Source organism: Methanosaeta sp. UBA356 (genome assembly GCF_002496465.1).
GTDB lineage: Archaea > Halobacteriota > Methanosarcinia > Methanotrichales > Methanotrichaceae > Methanothrix > Methanothrix soehngenii.
The window spans coordinates 1-13,606 of the sequence record NZ_DAKC01000067.1 but is presented as its reverse complement, the minus strand read 5'-3'; the positions used below and the strand labels follow the sequence as shown (position 1 = coordinate 13,606).

General features: G+C 53.5%; 15 protein-coding genes. 7 read left to right on the top strand and 8 right to left on the bottom strand.

What is annotated here, in order from left to right; all coding sequences use genetic code 11:
• From BP727_RS06025 to BP727_RS06015, 3 genes are all read left to right on the top strand, one after another.
• Positions 1 to 269, top strand: a 269-nt coding sequence (locus tag BP727_RS06025) for a hypothetical protein (protein WP_286857869.1), incomplete at its 5' end; no start/stop codon positions are given.
• 130 nt (positions 270 to 399) lie between these two features.
• Complete coding sequence (locus BP727_RS06020) at positions 400 to 837, top strand: acylphosphatase (protein WP_013718341.1); 438 nt, start codon at positions 400 to 402, stop codon at positions 835 to 837.
• Between the two features lie 84 nt (positions 838 to 921).
• The gene (locus BP727_RS06015; RefSeq protein ID WP_286857866.1) at positions 922 to 1,338 is read left to right on the top strand and encodes a response regulator; all 417 of its coding nucleotides are present in this window, start codon (positions 922 to 924) and stop codon (positions 1,336 to 1,338) included.
• A 16-nt stretch (positions 1,339 to 1,354) separates the two neighbouring features.
• Here the strand turns inward: BP727_RS06015 and BP727_RS06010 are convergent, their stop codons facing one another.
• On the bottom strand, positions 1,355 to 3,364 hold the full coding sequence (locus BP727_RS06010) for a type B DNA-directed DNA polymerase (protein WP_286857864.1): 2,010 nt from the start codon (positions 3,362 to 3,364) through the stop codon (positions 1,355 to 1,357).
• 75 nt (positions 3,365 to 3,439) lie between these two features.
• A complete protein-coding gene (locus BP727_RS06005; RefSeq protein WP_273278951.1) occupies positions 3,440 to 3,859 on the bottom strand; it encodes a pyridoxamine 5'-phosphate oxidase family protein in 420 nt (139 codons plus the stop codon).
• Between the two features lie 240 nt (positions 3,860 to 4,099).
• Between BP727_RS06005 and BP727_RS06000 the strand changes: the two genes are divergently transcribed.
• Both BP727_RS06000 and BP727_RS05995 read left to right on the top strand, forming a co-directional pair.
• The gene (locus BP727_RS06000; RefSeq protein ID WP_273271986.1) at positions 4,100 to 4,975 is read left to right on the top strand and encodes a helix-turn-helix domain-containing protein; all 876 of its coding nucleotides are present in this window, start codon (positions 4,100 to 4,102) and stop codon (positions 4,973 to 4,975) included.
• Positions 4,959 to 5,660, top strand: a complete 702-nt coding sequence (locus BP727_RS05995; protein ID WP_273271985.1) for a DUF6036 family nucleotidyltransferase — start codon at positions 4,959 to 4,961, stop codon at positions 5,658 to 5,660. Before BP727_RS06000 ends, BP727_RS05995 begins: the two co-directional genes overlap by 17 nt.
• 35 nt (positions 5,661 to 5,695) lie before the next feature.
• Here the strand turns inward: BP727_RS05995 and BP727_RS05990 are convergent, their stop codons facing one another.
• The gene (locus BP727_RS05990) at positions 5,696 to 6,250 is read right to left on the bottom strand and encodes a hypothetical protein (protein WP_013718336.1); all 555 of its coding nucleotides are present in this window, start codon (positions 6,248 to 6,250) and stop codon (positions 5,696 to 5,698) included.
• 271 nt (positions 6,251 to 6,521) lie between these two features.
• Between BP727_RS05990 and BP727_RS05985 the strand changes: the two genes are divergently transcribed.
• Positions 6,522 to 7,406, top strand: coding sequence for a tetratricopeptide repeat protein (locus tag BP727_RS05985; RefSeq protein WP_286857859.1), 885 nt, complete (start codon positions 6,522 to 6,524; stop codon positions 7,404 to 7,406).
• Between the two features lie 98 nt (positions 7,407 to 7,504).
• Here BP727_RS05985 and BP727_RS05980 read toward each other — a convergent pair whose 3' ends face one another.
• The 5 genes from BP727_RS05980 to BP727_RS05960 all read right to left on the bottom strand — a co-directional run bounded on the left by BP727_RS05980 (position 7,505) and on the right by BP727_RS05960 (position 12,992).
• A complete protein-coding gene (locus BP727_RS05980) occupies positions 7,505 to 7,879 on the bottom strand; it encodes a hypothetical protein (RefSeq protein ID WP_286857858.1) in 375 nt (124 codons plus the stop codon).
• 293 nt (positions 7,880 to 8,172) lie between these two features.
• On the bottom strand, positions 8,173 to 9,168 hold the full coding sequence (gene ilvC / locus BP727_RS05975; RefSeq protein ID WP_342766273.1) for a ketol-acid reductoisomerase: 996 nt from the start codon (positions 9,166 to 9,168) through the stop codon (positions 8,173 to 8,175).
• Positions 9,169 to 9,192: 24 nt separating this feature from the next.
• Positions 9,193 to 9,684 (bottom strand): acetolactate synthase small subunit, encoded by a 492-nt coding sequence (gene ilvN / locus BP727_RS05970; protein ID WP_013718332.1) that lies wholly within the window; start codon positions 9,682 to 9,684, stop codon positions 9,193 to 9,195.
• Entirely contained in the window at positions 9,685 to 11,484 is a 1,800-nt protein-coding gene (locus BP727_RS05965) for an acetolactate synthase large subunit (RefSeq protein WP_273272032.1), read from the bottom strand.
• Positions 11,469 to 12,992, bottom strand: coding sequence for a (R)-citramalate synthase (locus BP727_RS05960; protein WP_273272031.1), 1,524 nt, complete (start codon positions 12,990 to 12,992; stop codon positions 11,469 to 11,471). Before BP727_RS05960 ends, BP727_RS05965 begins: the two co-directional genes overlap by 16 nt.
• Positions 12,993 to 13,177: 185 nt before the next feature.
• On the opposite strand from BP727_RS05960, the gene BP727_RS05955 reads away from it, so the two are divergent.
• The coding region (locus BP727_RS05955) for a hypothetical protein (RefSeq protein ID WP_286857854.1) at positions 13,178 to 13,606 on the top strand (429 nt) is incomplete at its 3' end.

The following is a 13,606-nucleotide window of genomic DNA, read 5'->3' as shown; positions in this document are numbered from 1 at the left end:
AGCCGTTCACATTCCAGGACAGAATTCTCATGGATGGCATTTTTCCCCCTAAAATGAGGGTTATTGCCATCCGATTAATTCCTTGCGATTGTATTTCGATTGTGAGGAAGATATGTCCACACGAAGAATCATGTGATAGTGCATCAAAAGATATAAAAATTTCTAAAGCTTCATGGCGATGGGACTCCTGCAGAAAACATCGCCTTGGAACTGAAGATGAGCAAATCCTTGGTACACGAGTTCATCCAAATAATCAAGGATCTGGCTGAGACGAGAAAAGGAGAGAAAGAATGATAATCAAGAAAATCGATAACATGAGAGATATAGGGGCCATTTGCTGCTATTTGCCTATGTATATATAGGGTAATCATTATCTTTGTACGATGAGAAGTGGGATGGATGAAAAGGAAAATTGAGATCATCGGCCCTAAGGTGCATGGAGTTGGCTACAGGTACTTTCTGATGAACCAGGCCATGTTTATGGGAGTAAATGGTTTTGCTGCCCAAAACCAGCTAGGCAAGAATGGCCAGCAAGAGGTGTGGGTGATCATAGAAGGATCTAAGGGTCCACTCGATGCTTTCAGTACCTTTGCACAGACAAAGCGTCCTGATGACGCAGAAGTATCGGATGTAATTATCAAGGATTTCGAAGGGTTTGTTCCTCGAATGGTTGACTTTGCCTTAATTCTTACCGCAGGACAGATTGTAAAAGCAATCCCGATAATACAGGAGATAAAAGGCCACACTGCAGAGACGGCAGAGAGTCTGCGAGAAGATAGGCTCGTCAGAATGGAGAGGGATATTCAGGCAATAAAAGCAAGACTAGGGATGCCATAGAGGGTGCTTCTACGACCCGCGACAGTGAACATCAAATTTCTATAAAAGAAATTCTTATAGGAACAGGGTCATCTTCCCGGCAGAATGACAATCAGATCCACCCTGAACATCCTCATCGCCGAGGATAATCCAGTGAACCAGAAGGTAGCTCAACTCATGCTGCAGAGACTTGGCCACCGGACGGACCTGGCGGCAAATGGTCAGGAGGTCTTGCGGGCCCTGGAAAATCAGTCTTGCGATCTGGTGCTCATGGATATCCAGATGCCAAAGATGGATGGTATCGAGGCCACCAAACACATCCGCAGCCGCTGGCAACAGGGTCCCAAGATAATAGCCATCACCTCTTTTGATCCGGAGTTCTGCCGCGAGCAATGCTTTAGCGCCGGGGTGGACGACTTCATCAATAAGCAGATCAGAATGAATGAGCTTGACGCTGCCATCGAGCGCAATATGAGCCTTAGCAGCAGCAAGAGCGGACCCCTCCTTTTCCAGCCTATCTGAGGTTCAGGCAATATGTCTACGGTCTGAAGACAAAGGCTACCTCCTCCCAGGCCTTCTCCAGAAGCTTGCCGTAGTATTCTGCATCATACTCCGATGCCTCCTCCTCCAAATCGACCTCCCAGCGTCCGGCATCCGCCACCACATATCCGACCTCCATCCCGGGAGCAGGATGACGTCCGGCGATCTTGAGGGCCTGAACAGCAGAGGCCTCAGCACAGCGGCGGCTGTAATTTGTCCTGCTCAGCCGGCGACGTACGGCCAGCTCCCGGACCGCGACACTGGCATCCATGAGATCCCGTTCGTACCTTCTGCGGACCTCCTCTGCCCGGGGCTTGCAGAGACGGAGCTCCTCCCTGTTCGCTGCCCCTGCCAGAAGCTCGAACAGATCCATCTGCATTCTTTGCAAATAGCGTGGGGTGTCTCCTCTCCGAGCAGCCACTCCCCGAACCTTCATCCTGCCCTTATCCAGCCGGCCGAAGTAGCGGGTATACGACCCTGAGCCGTCGGCCATGGGCAGGAAGGCTATCCAGTCAAAGCTGTCCACCTCGGTGAGAATGCCGGTCATCTGCTCCACCGCCTCCTTGTAAATCGAAATAGGCCCGCCCCGGACCCAGAGGCAGTCCACAATGCCGTGCAGGACCTCGAAATCCATATCCTCAGCCAGCTCCTTGATATCCATGAGCAGCTCCCGGGAGATGGCGGTGATCCTCTCGTGCACCTGGATCTGGCCGAACTTGGCATTTCGATATCCGGTATAGCCAAAGCAGGTCACCAGCATCCACTTCAGCACCGAGTCGATTCCTCTGTACTCGAGGTTGGTCTTCTTCCGCCTCTTGGTCTCAATTCGAAGGTTGAGCAACGAAGTGATCACTGTTGCGAGAAAGCCCTTCACCTCCGGATGATCCAGGCTCTCCGGGGAGAGATTGTACTTCACGATGATGGACGGATATAGTGAGGTAAAATCGATCTGGTGGACCTGTTCATAAACCCCGGGATCGGGCTGAAACATCATACCACCCCGGTCACAGGCCTTCAGATCGGTGATCTTCCTTGCGCTCTCCGCATCGCTCTTCCGGAAGGGGACAGCCATCCCCCGGCGCAGGGCCTCAAAGACCTCATAGCTGGAGATCAGAGTGCCGGGGGTGAAGCGAGAGGTGAGGTTCGGAGAGAGGCCGGAGAGCCTGGAGGCCATCAGCACTCCCTTCAGCCCACCTTCCCGATAGACGAAGCTCCTGGCAGTATCTATGAGCACCCGCCCCTCAGGAATGAGTGCGCCCTCTTTGTGGTTGGCCCGGCCATAGCTCCAGTAGGATTTGGAGGCCATCGATTTGAACCAGCCGCTGCGGCTGAAGGCCGGCTCAAGGCCGTACCTCTCCGCCTTGCGGACCATTGCCGGAACCCAGCTGTCGGCATAGGGAAAGAGGATCAGGTCCGGGTTGTAGGTGCGTATCAGCTCCATCAGGTCGGAGATGACCGTCCTCTCCGGTCCGTTCAGACTTCTCTTTCTGCCCCTGCAGATCTGGATGGAGGAGATCTCCGCCCCGGGTCGGAGGGAGGCGCCCCCTGCGCCCACTGCTTTTACCTCCACCTCCATACGAGTCAGGGGGACTGCGAAATCCGGAGAGAAACGGGATTCTTCACTCTCCCCGCAGGGGAAGAGGTCGTGCTCGGCAAGGTAGCACTGATCATGCCTTATGTCCACATTGTAAAGCTGGGCAGAGTAGCGGGTCTGGATCTCGATCTTCTCCGCCACCTTGCGGCCGGCGAAGATCCTGTAGCCCTCCAGAGGGCCGAAGATGGTCTTGAAATCGCACTCCTCCACCCGGTAGAGGCTCTCTAGTGCTGCGAGCATCTCCCTGTAGGCGGGAGGATCTCTCAGGTGCATATAAAATGAATTGGGAAAAGGAAGGCTGACCTTTATCGGGCCGTTTTCTCTGCCCCATAGCTCCACTGTGCCCTTATAATACGAGTCGAAGATCCACATCCAGCGCTTCCTTCCGGAAAGATGGTCGGGCCTGCCCGGCATCTTTCGGATCATCTGGATCTTACACTGCAGGGAGATATGGGTGTGGAGTGCGGGGGGCGAATGTGTCTGAATAGATCAGATGGACTTCTCCCAGCCTTGGCCGGCGTCTATCAGAGGCCGGACCTCCGTCAGATCGAATGTGACCATCACATGGACCATCTCCGCCGCCTGCTCGCCAACGACCTTGGCCACCTGGCTCTTGTAGCTCTCCAGCTGCGGCCCGGACGTGACATACTCTCTCATCCGCAGATAGACCCGAATCCCTTTCCAATCAAGGATCTCCGAGCCCTGATTCATTATCATATAGACCGCATTTGGGTTCTCCTGCAGGTTGGCAAATGTGCGACCCCGAGCAAACGCCGCGGTGATCGTCTTCTCATCGATCATCTGAAGCGAGCCCATAACTGCCACATCCACCATTCCATCCTTGCTTGCAGTGCCAAGAATGCCAATCCTGGGCTGCCGGTTGAAGTACTCCATCAATTTTGCTGACATTTTCAAAACCTCATTCTCAGATACATCTCACATTCTCATATTCACAATGGTTTGCGTTCTGTTAGCATATCATGGTTAAAGCAGCTTTTCCTATTACTTCGATCATCCCATCAACCAAATACTCCCACTTGCAGTCACTGTTATGAGGATTGCCCTTCCAATAATTGCTCATAAAATACCATAGTGCATAATTCTCATAAAACATCATGCTTATATAAATGATTGTCATTTAATGAGATTATGAGGCTTAGCAAAAGTGAGATCCAGGCCCTTGTGCTTGTCGCCGGAGCAGAGCATGCCCTGCATCCAGCGAGCCTATCCGCTGCATTGAGCCTTCGCTCAGAAACCGTTTCCCGAATAGTCACCTCTCTGGTGAATAAGGGTCTTTTGGAGCGAAAAAGCGGCGAGATAGCTTTAGCCAGGACTTCTGCCGCTGAGGCCTTCAAAGGGCTCTACTTCTCTCACCGGGCCTCGCCCTTCTCGCTATTGCTCGCCGAAAGAAGAATTGATCTGCTCTCCTGGATGGAAAACGAACAAAGCGCAGCGGCGCTGGAGAAAGAGACAGGCATCCCGAAAAAGACTATCTACCGCTATTTAAAAGGCCTCCTCCGCCTGGGAGCAGTGAAGCGAACCAAAAAGAACAGAGCCTGTCTCTACTCCTTAAACAGGATCCTTTGGCCCGAGATCGAGGGCTTTGTGGCTGCCCTCAGAGAATATCAGGCCTTGAGTCTTGTCCCCAGGGAGGCATTGCTCATCAAGAGCTACAGGGACAGTGTGCTCTTCAAGAGCATGCGAACGCAGGATGCCACACCAACCTCCTTTTCTGCTTATGCAGACAATGGAATCGAACTGGGCCTGAGGGACAATTACTACACCCTGCCTAAAAGAGAGCTGTCAATCCAGGAGACTTTCATCCATTCCCTGGACTCGGCAGCAGAGTTTTCCGGAAGACTTTTTTGCATATTATTCTATCTGAAGAACAGGGAAAAATTAGAAGCTGTAGAGCATCCCATGATGAAGGATCTAAAAGCAGTGTTGCAGGGCAAGATGATTAGCGGTTATCCGACTCTGGAAGATATCAATGAAAAGGCGGAGCTCTATGATATCCACATCTAATCGCATCTCCAGAAAAGAGGAGGTAGATGAGCTATTCGCACAGCTCGGGCGCGTCCTGGAGCATAAGATAGAGGCTCTGCTCATAGGTGGAGCTGCGATGCTGGAACAGGGGCTGAAGGACTCCACCAAGGATATCGATATTGTCTGCAGGACTGTGGGGGACATGGAGACAATGATTGCCTCGGCCAGTGCCTTGGGCTTCCAGATAATCGGCCCTCAGAAAAGGCATGAGCGACTGGGAATCAACAGGCTGGCAGTTAAAGGCGGTCACAATCTTGATATCTTTGCCAATAGGATCTCTTACGACTTCGGCCTCTCGGAATCGATATGGCATAGGGCCATCAAGTCAAGATCCTTTGGATTGCTGGAGATCAGGGATGCATCCCCAGAAGATATATTCGTCATGAAGCTGATCGCCAACCGTCCAGGTGATGGAAGAGACTGCGCCGTCCTTTTCTCTACAGTCCTGGACTTTGATGAAGTCTACCAGGAAATAGAGGCGCAGTACCGCAGAGCCGGGGAGGTGGAGCAAAAGATCTGGATTACCTATATCGAGGAAGGAATCGGGCGGCTGGAGGAGAACTTCAATCTGGAGATGCCATTAGGAGACAGAGTCTCAGAACTGGCTGATGATTATCGAGAGAGATTATATCAAAAATTAAGTAGATCTCAAGCAGGCAAATGAAAGAACAGGCAGCAAAACCTCATAATATACCGCCCTTATCTTCTCGCCATCCGGCTGATTCTGTCCCAGCCCGTGCCTCCCGATCGGAGGGGATGGTCGAGCACCATATCGATGAATCCAAAGATGACAGGAGCATAAACCGCATAGAAGTCGCGAGCAAAGGACATAGCCTCATCCACATTCTGAAAATGGCGGGTCTCCATCGACTCGCCCGTGCCGGCTATCTCCGTGCTCCTGATCGTGCTGTCCGCCACGAAGCTGGAGAATCCGCATGAGGCCTTGGGAGGCTGGACAGCATCTATGTTCACCGGCACTCCTCCATAAGACTCGTAGGCATAGAGTATCTGCTCCTCTTTCGCCTCCAGGCCCTCGGCCCTCGCCTCCTCCAATATCTCCCCGTCCAGGCACTCCAGCTGGGGCAGCAGGCTGGCATCGATGACGATTGAAAAGCCGTTATCATCCTCTTCATCAAGGTCTACAGCCTCCAGTACCAGGCCAAGCTTGACGGGCCTTCCATGGCCGAAGCTGCACTGCCAGCGCTCGCTCTCTACGTAGATCTGGCTCTCAGATAGCTGCAGAATGTTGAGCATAGGATGAAATATAATAAACCAAACATTTATAGACTTTTCTATTGGACTGCATTCTGTGCTGCTGTATTTTGCCATGTTCGGCTACGGGATGCTCTCTTTTCCTAGATGACGAACCCCTGGCCAGCGCAAAGTTAATGAGATACACCGACTACGTCAAATAGCGTTAACGAATACGACAAAGGTGGCGGTGACAGGGAAGACATTCCCGATTGTATCATCCGCCCTTCGCCAAATTCGATCTGATATAATCCCATTGCATGAGGATGAGGAAATGAGACTTACGAGGTCTAAGCAATTGGAGGATGAGTACAGAGTGCGCAGTTGCACGGGTATTATCCTTCTCCTGGCAGCATTTGCCTGTCTGTGCATATCTGCATCCGCCAGTACTATGGAAGAAGATGCAGATCATTGGATCAAAGAGGGATACAAGCAGATGTGGAAGGGCTCATTCTCTCAGGCCAACGAGAGTTTTGAGAAGGCCCTCCAGATCTACGACCAGGCGATAGCCGCGAGGCCTGGCGATATTAATGCCACTTTAAATGCCACAAATAAGAAGATCCTCCTTCTTGTTAAGCTGGGGAGGTTTGATGAGGCCATAAGCACTCTGGACAGTACTATAAAGAGCTACCCAGAGAATCTCAAGGCCTGGAAGATCAAGGGCTTCTCCCTTATCAACATAGCAGAGAAAAGCATAGCAGAAAGCAGTGAAGCAGAAAACGGCACCGTAGGGAGCAATACTACTGAATTGGATGGCAGATACAATCAGTCGCTGCAGGCGTTCCAGAGGGCTCTGGATCTGGATCCGGATGATGCCGAGGCCTGGCGGGGAAGAGCTCTCGCATATTCTGGTCTAAAAGATCATGATGAAGCCCTGAAGGCCTCAGATAAAGCAGTTGAGATAGATCCTGGCTACGGGCAGGCCTGGCTGGACAGGGGCATCCTCCTGCTGGAAATGGGACGGACAGAGGAGGCGCTTTTTGCTCTGGACCGGGCGCTTTCAATACAGCCCGATAACCTCGATGCACTGAGCATAAAGGCTGAGGCGCTAACCGTTTTAGGCAGATATCAGGAGGCGGAAGCGGCATTCTACCAGGCTATGGATATGGATTCTGAAAGGTATGAGACGGGAGATTCTGAAGTCGATTGGCTTTTATAGATGGCTCTCTATTATTTTTATGCCATCATCAGAGCTTTTCCCTAGCTCTTCAGCTAAAGCCAGGTAAGACTTCCAGTTGAACTCCCTCTGCGGGGATGCTATCTGTATTCCACCTTGATACAGATATCCGCAGGCGAACCGCTCGAAGCCCCAAGCCACCAGCTATCATCAAAGGCATCCAGCTTTCTGATGGCATCGATTGGCGGAAGGGCGGTGGATATGGAGATCAAAAGCTCCTTTTCAATCGGTGAGCCTGGATCTGTCAGGACCTCCATGAAGATCTCGTCCTGAGGGAAATGCTCTCGAATTCGCTCATATGCCTCCGAGACCAGAGCTATAGCTGAAGGCCCCTTTTTCAGGAAGTCGTACACATCATTTGGCCTTCTAAGAATGTAAACCTCAGCTGCCGCCCTTAGATCCTCATTCAGATTATTTATTCCGGTGAAGTTGGGTTCCAGCTTTTGCACAAGCATCTCCAGCTAACTCATCCTGGTTGAAGATATTTATCTCTTGGTTGAGGACATGATACGAAATTATTGCCAGAAATTTTAGAAATTAGGGCAATGCTACAGCTTCCGAAACGCGGCCAGGTGGCCGCGCTTCTGAAACTGCTCCTCCCTCCTGTGATGTAGTTCTTTTGGCTTTTTTGATAATCGTTTATCTCGAGGCCATAGATCATGGCGCTGCGTCCGGGCACGGGGCACCCGCGCCCGTCCGCAACATGCTACAACCTGCCATGATATAAAGCTTACTTCTGCTCTTGCACCTATTTCTTCTCCAGCCAGGGCATCATGGCCCGCAGCTGGGCACCAACCTCTTCGATGGGGTGCTCGGACTCCATCTTTTCCAGGGACTTTTTCACTGGAAGGCCGGCCTGGCTCTCCAGGATCCACTCTCGGGCGAACTCGCCTGACTGGATCTCAGCCAAGATGTCCAGCATCTCCTCACGGGACTGCTCATTGATTATCCTGTGGCCCCGGGTCATGCCCCCGTATTCAGCGGTGTTGGATACATTGTTCCACATGCGCATGAATCCGCCCTCGTAGATCAGATCCACAATCAGCTTCAGCTCGTGACAGGCCTCGAAATAGGCGATCTCAGGCTGGTATCCTGCATCCACCAGGGTCTCGAAGGCCGCCTTGATCATCTCCGTCACCCCGCCGCACAGGTCCACCTGCTCCCCGAAGAGATCGGTCTCCGTCTCCTCAGTGAAGGTGGTCTCGATTACCCCAGCCCGGGTGCCGCCAATGCCCTTGGCATAGGCTAGAGCCTTCTTTTTGGCCTCGCCGGAGTGGTCCTGCTCCACTGCCACCAGGCACGGAACCCCCTTGCCCTCCTGGTAGGTCCGGCGCACCAGGTCGCCAGGACCCTTGGGAGCTACCATGACCACATCAACGTTCTCAGGCGGAACGATCTGGAAGTAGCGGATATTAAAGCCGTGGCTGAATCCAAGGACGTTGCCCTCCTCAAGGTTTGGAGCGATCTCGTCCCGGTAGATCTTGCCCTGATACTCATCCGGCAGGAGGATCTGAATGTAGTCAGCCGCTCGTGCCGCATCGGCAACGCTCATGGCCTTCACTCCGTCCGCCTCCGCCCTCTTCCAGGCCCGGGATCCGGGAATATCGGCCGCTATCACGTTCAGGCCGGAGTCCTTCAGGTTCTCTCCCTGGGCGTGCCCCTGATTTCCCCATCCCACTATGGCGATGGTCTTGTCCGACAATGCCTTCAAATCTGCATCCTGATCATGGTATATCTTCACCAAATTTTATTCCTCCTAAATTAAAAATTAAACCTTGATGACCCTCGTGCCTCTAACCATCGAGACCTTTCCGGTGCGGGCCAGCTCCTTTATGCCGAACTGGCGCAGAAGCTGAATTATGGCCTCGACCTTCTCCTCGTCTCCCGTGACCTCGATGATCATCGACCTCTGGGAGACATCGATGATCTTGGCCCGGAAGATGTTCACGATCTGCATGACCTCGCTTCTGCTCTCCCGGTCCACGCTCACCTTGATGATGGCCAGCTCCCTTTCCAGGGATTCGACCGGGTCCAGCTCGCTCACCCGGATGACATTGATCAGCTTGGACAGCTGCTTTATCACCTGCTCCAGGACATCCCTGTCCCCCTGAACGGAGATGGTCATGCGGGAATAATCCGGATTGTCGGTAGCCCCTACAGAGAGGCTATCGATATTAAAAGACCGGCGGCTGAAGAGGCCGGCGATGCGGGTGAGCACCCCGGACTTGTTCTCCACAATGACGGCGATGATATGCTTCATCTAGTAGCCCTCCTCGCCCAGAACTCCTTTCCTCTCCTCGGCATAAATCCTCTCCAGGTGACCGCACTGAGCCTCGTCGCACCACTCCAGCTCCAGTATCTCGCTCAAAGTAGCTCCCGCCGGGACCATAGGCGAGACCTTCTCTGCCGGATTGACGATGAAATCCATCACGCAGGGCCGATCTGTTGCCAGAGCGCTGCGAATCACATCCTCGACCTCAGAGGGCTTTGTGGCCCTCAACCCCACCGCTCCATAGGCCTCGGCAAGCTTAACGAAATCCGGACTGGTCCGGCCAAGAATAGTGGCCGAGTACCTCTTCTCAAAGAACAGCTCCTGCCACTGCCGCACCATTCCCAGACAGCCGTTGTTCAGCACCGCCACTTTGACCGGGATGTCGTTGACCACTGCCGTTGCCAGCTCCTGGCTGTTCATCAGGAAGCTGCCGTCCCCGGCGACATCGATGACCGTGCACTCAGGCCGGCCCATCTTGGCGCCGATGGCCGCCGGGAATCCGTACCCCATCGTCCCCAGGCCGCCGGAGGATATGAACCTCTGCGGATCCTTATGCACAAAGAATTGCGCTGCCCACATCTGGTTCTGTCCGACCTCTGTGGTGATGATGGCATCGGGGGCCAGCTCGCAGAGCTTCTCGATCACATACTGAGGCTTGATCAGGTTCATGTCCGGAATATAGCGCATGGGATGATCCTTCTTCCAGCCATCGATCTTTTCCAGCCAGGGGCCTTTAGGTTTGGGCGAGACCTCTTTAAGCAGCCCCTGCAGGGCATTGCGCGCATCCCCCACCACCGGTATGTCCACTCGCACGTTCTTTCCCACCTCTGCCGGATCGACATCGATATGAACGATCCTGGCATGGGGAGCGAAGCTGGAGATCTTACCCGTCACCCGATCATCAAACCTGGCTCCTATGGCCATTAGCAGATCCGACTCCTGGATGGCATAGTTGGCATATTTAGTACCGTGCATTCCCAGCATTCCCAAAGAGAGCGGATGGTCCTCGGGGAAGCAGCCCACGCCCATGAGGGTGGTGGTCACCGGAGCATTGACCTTTCTCGCCAGCTCAAAGAGCTCCTTATGAGCAGAGGCGTACCTCACACCGCCACCGGCATAGATGACCGGCCTTTCAGCCTCCATTAAAGCCTTCGCCGCCTTCTTGATCTGCATCTCATGAGCCTTGAAGGAGGGATGATATCCCGGCAGGTCCACATCCGGCCAGGTGAAGACCAGCTCATCCACAGTCACATCCCTGGGGAGATCGATCAGAACTGGACCAGGCCGACCGGTGCGGGCGATGTAGAAGGCCTCCCTGAATACCCCAGGAATCTCCTTTGCGCTGCGGATCAGATAATTATGCTTGGTAATGGGCAGAGTGATGCCGGTGATATCCGCCTCCTGGAAGGCGTCCTTTCCTATCAGCCAGGTGTTCACCTGACCGGTAATGGCCACCATGGGCACCGAGTCCATGTAGGCGTTCGCGATGCCGGTAACCAGGTTCGTAGCTCCCGGCCCGGAGGTGGCGATGCATACTCCCACCTTGCCCGTAGCCCTGGCATAGCCGTCCGCCATATGGGCTGCACCCTGCTCATGGCGCACCAGTATGTGGCAGATGTCTGATTTGTATATGGCATCGTAAAGAGGTAAGAGTACCCCACCAGGAAGCCCGAATACTACATCCACTCCTTCTCTTTTCAGGCTTTCCAGCACCGCCTGGGCGCCGGTCATCTTATGGGGCGTATCTCGATTTTTATCTGTGCCCGTCCGGGCTATGCCTTTCGACATCTAGCTATCTCCTCCTCTTCCAGCCGCATCAGACGGTTGATGCCATTGAGCACCGCTTCCACTGATGCCATGATAATATCTGCGCCAGCTCCTCGAGCTGTAATCTTCCGATCTGCCATTGCCATTGTCACCCACACTTCTACTAGGGCATTGGTCCCGCCAGTTACAGCATCCACATGATACTCATCGAGGCGAACATCAGCCACGCCTGATATAGCCCTTCTTATGGCATTGATGGCCGCATCCACAGGGCCTACGCCCACTCCCGCTTCCAGCCTCTCATTTCCGGCGAGAAGGATCTTAACCGACGCTGTGGGGGTTACGGTATTACCGGCAACCACCGTCAGCTCTTCCAGCTTCACCTTCGGCTCCATCTGGATGGAGAGCACGGTATCCGCTATGCTCTGCAAATCCACGTCCGAGACGCGTTTGCCCTTGTCGCCCAGCTCCTTTACCCTTGTCACTATCTGGTTCAATTGCTGGGATGTGACAGACAGGCCAAACTCGCGCATAGCCAGCTCAACTGAGGCCCGACCGGCATGCTTGCCCAACACTATCCGCCTCTTTCTACCCACATTCTCCGGCTGCATGGGCTCATAGGTCTTGGTGTCAGCCAGAAGACCGTGCACATGGATTCCTGCCTCATGGGTAAAGGCGTTCTCGCCCACTATAGCCTTATTTGGGGCCACCAGAAGGCCGGTCATCTGCGAGACCGTCCTTGAGAGCTGGTAGATGTCCTTGCATCTGATCCCAGTATCGATCTGATATAGGGACTCCAGGGCCATCACCACCTCTTCCAGGCTCGCGTTTCCCGCCCGTTCTCCTATTCCATTTACGGTCACATGGGCCTGAGAGGCTCCGGCGCGAAGGGCAGCAACTGTATTGGCGGTGGCCATGCCAAAGTCGTTATGGCAGTGTATGCTGATGGGCGCCTCCAGCCGGGAGAGGCGGGAGAATATGTCCGCTGCCACCTCCGGAACCAACACGCCCACGGTATCGCAAAAGGCCAGCCTGTCCGCGCCCGCTTCGATTCCGGCCGTGTAAAGGCCTGCCAGAAAATCCTGGTCAGCGCGACTGGCATCCTCGCCGCTCAGCTCCACGATCAAGCCGTGATCCTTGGCATACTCGGTCACATCCACGGCCATGCGCACCACCGACTCCCGGTCGGCCTTCAGCTTGATCTGGATGTGAAGGTCAGACACCGGAACGACCAGATGGACTGAGTCCACATCACAGGCAAGAGCGGTATCGATGTCCGCGGTTAAAGCCCTAACATAGCTGCATATCTCGGCTTTGAAGCCCGAATCTGCAATCTTCTTTATTGCCAGGCGTTCTCCTTCAGAGGTCATTGCCGACCCGGCTTCAATGACATCCACCCCCAGAGAATCAAGCCCTTGAGCGATGGCAAGCTTCTCGTCCATGCCCAAGGATACGCCTGGAGTCTGTTCACCGTCACGTAAGGTAGTATCTAGAAATCGTATTCTACCCGATAAATCGATCCCACACATTCATGCTCAATCACCCAACGGCGCACAAGCCGTCTCCGGCCATAAGAACTTTAATGATTGATAAAGCTATCGAGGGACCAAGATGCCCAATATCAGAAGGATCGCCTTCGTCGAATGACGTCTGAGGGGAAACTTTAAAACGTTGAAACCCGAAGCATGCTGAGAATGGCGGAGGATAGGAAAAAATGTTGTCCAAGATACTGTTTATCTCTGTAGCTATGCTCTTGTGCATAACAGCGCAGATTTTTTCCCTGACGAATACTGCGTCTGCAGATGGATGCGGCGTTAATCCCCTGGGAGACACATCAGGAGATACTGACTTTTATGTGAGCAAGAACCAGAATTTGCCGACCTCGGGAGCAGTGTCTCCCGCCTCAACTATATCCAGTGAGGCAGGAGCAGCTATGCCTTTAGGCTCTCTAGTTGAGCAGGCAAAAGGGAATGTGACCTTACAGAGCCTGGATCCTGACAAGATCAGCCCGCAGGTGGCAGGATCGGTAATCATCTGGACGGCAAACACGACAAATCCGAATGATGAAGATTTGGTCTTTGATTTCTTACTGAAGGGACCTGCAACCAACGGGGAGATTATTGAGAAGACCGGATGGATTGCC

Coding starts and splice junctions, on each gene's coding strand:
- BP727_RS06020 (WP_013718341.1), top strand. CDS start 400: ATGAAAAGGAAAATTGAGATCATCGGCCCTAAGGTGCATGGAGTTGGC.
- BP727_RS06015 (WP_286857866.1), top strand. CDS start 922: ATGACAATCAGATCCACCCTGAACATCCTCATCGCCGAGGATAATCCA.
- BP727_RS06010 (WP_286857864.1), bottom strand. CDS start 3,364: ATGCCGGGCAGGCCCGACCATCTTTCCGGAAGGAAGCGCTGGATGTGG.
- BP727_RS06005 (WP_273278951.1), bottom strand. CDS start 3,859: ATGTCAGCAAAATTGATGGAGTACTTCAACCGGCAGCCCAGGATTGGC.
- BP727_RS06000 (WP_273271986.1), top strand. CDS start 4,100: ATGAGGCTTAGCAAAAGTGAGATCCAGGCCCTTGTGCTTGTCGCCGGA.
- BP727_RS05995 (WP_273271985.1), top strand. CDS start 4,959: ATGATATCCACATCTAATCGCATCTCCAGAAAAGAGGAGGTAGATGAG.
- BP727_RS05990 (WP_013718336.1), bottom strand. CDS start 6,250: ATGCTCAACATTCTGCAGCTATCTGAGAGCCAGATCTACGTAGAGAGC.
- BP727_RS05985 (WP_286857859.1), top strand. CDS start 6,522: ATGAGACTTACGAGGTCTAAGCAATTGGAGGATGAGTACAGAGTGCGC.
- BP727_RS05980 (WP_286857858.1), bottom strand. CDS start 7,879: ATGCTTGTGCAAAAGCTGGAACCCAACTTCACCGGAATAAATAATCTG.
- ilvN (WP_013718332.1), bottom strand. CDS start 9,684: ATGAAGCATATCATCGCCGTCATTGTGGAGAACAAGTCCGGGGTGCTC.
- BP727_RS05965 (WP_273272032.1), bottom strand. CDS start 11,484: ATGTCGAAAGGCATAGCCCGGACGGGCACAGATAAAAATCGAGATACG.
- BP727_RS05960 (WP_273272031.1), bottom strand. CDS start 12,992: ATGTGTGGGATCGATTTATCGGGTAGAATACGATTTCTAGATACTACC.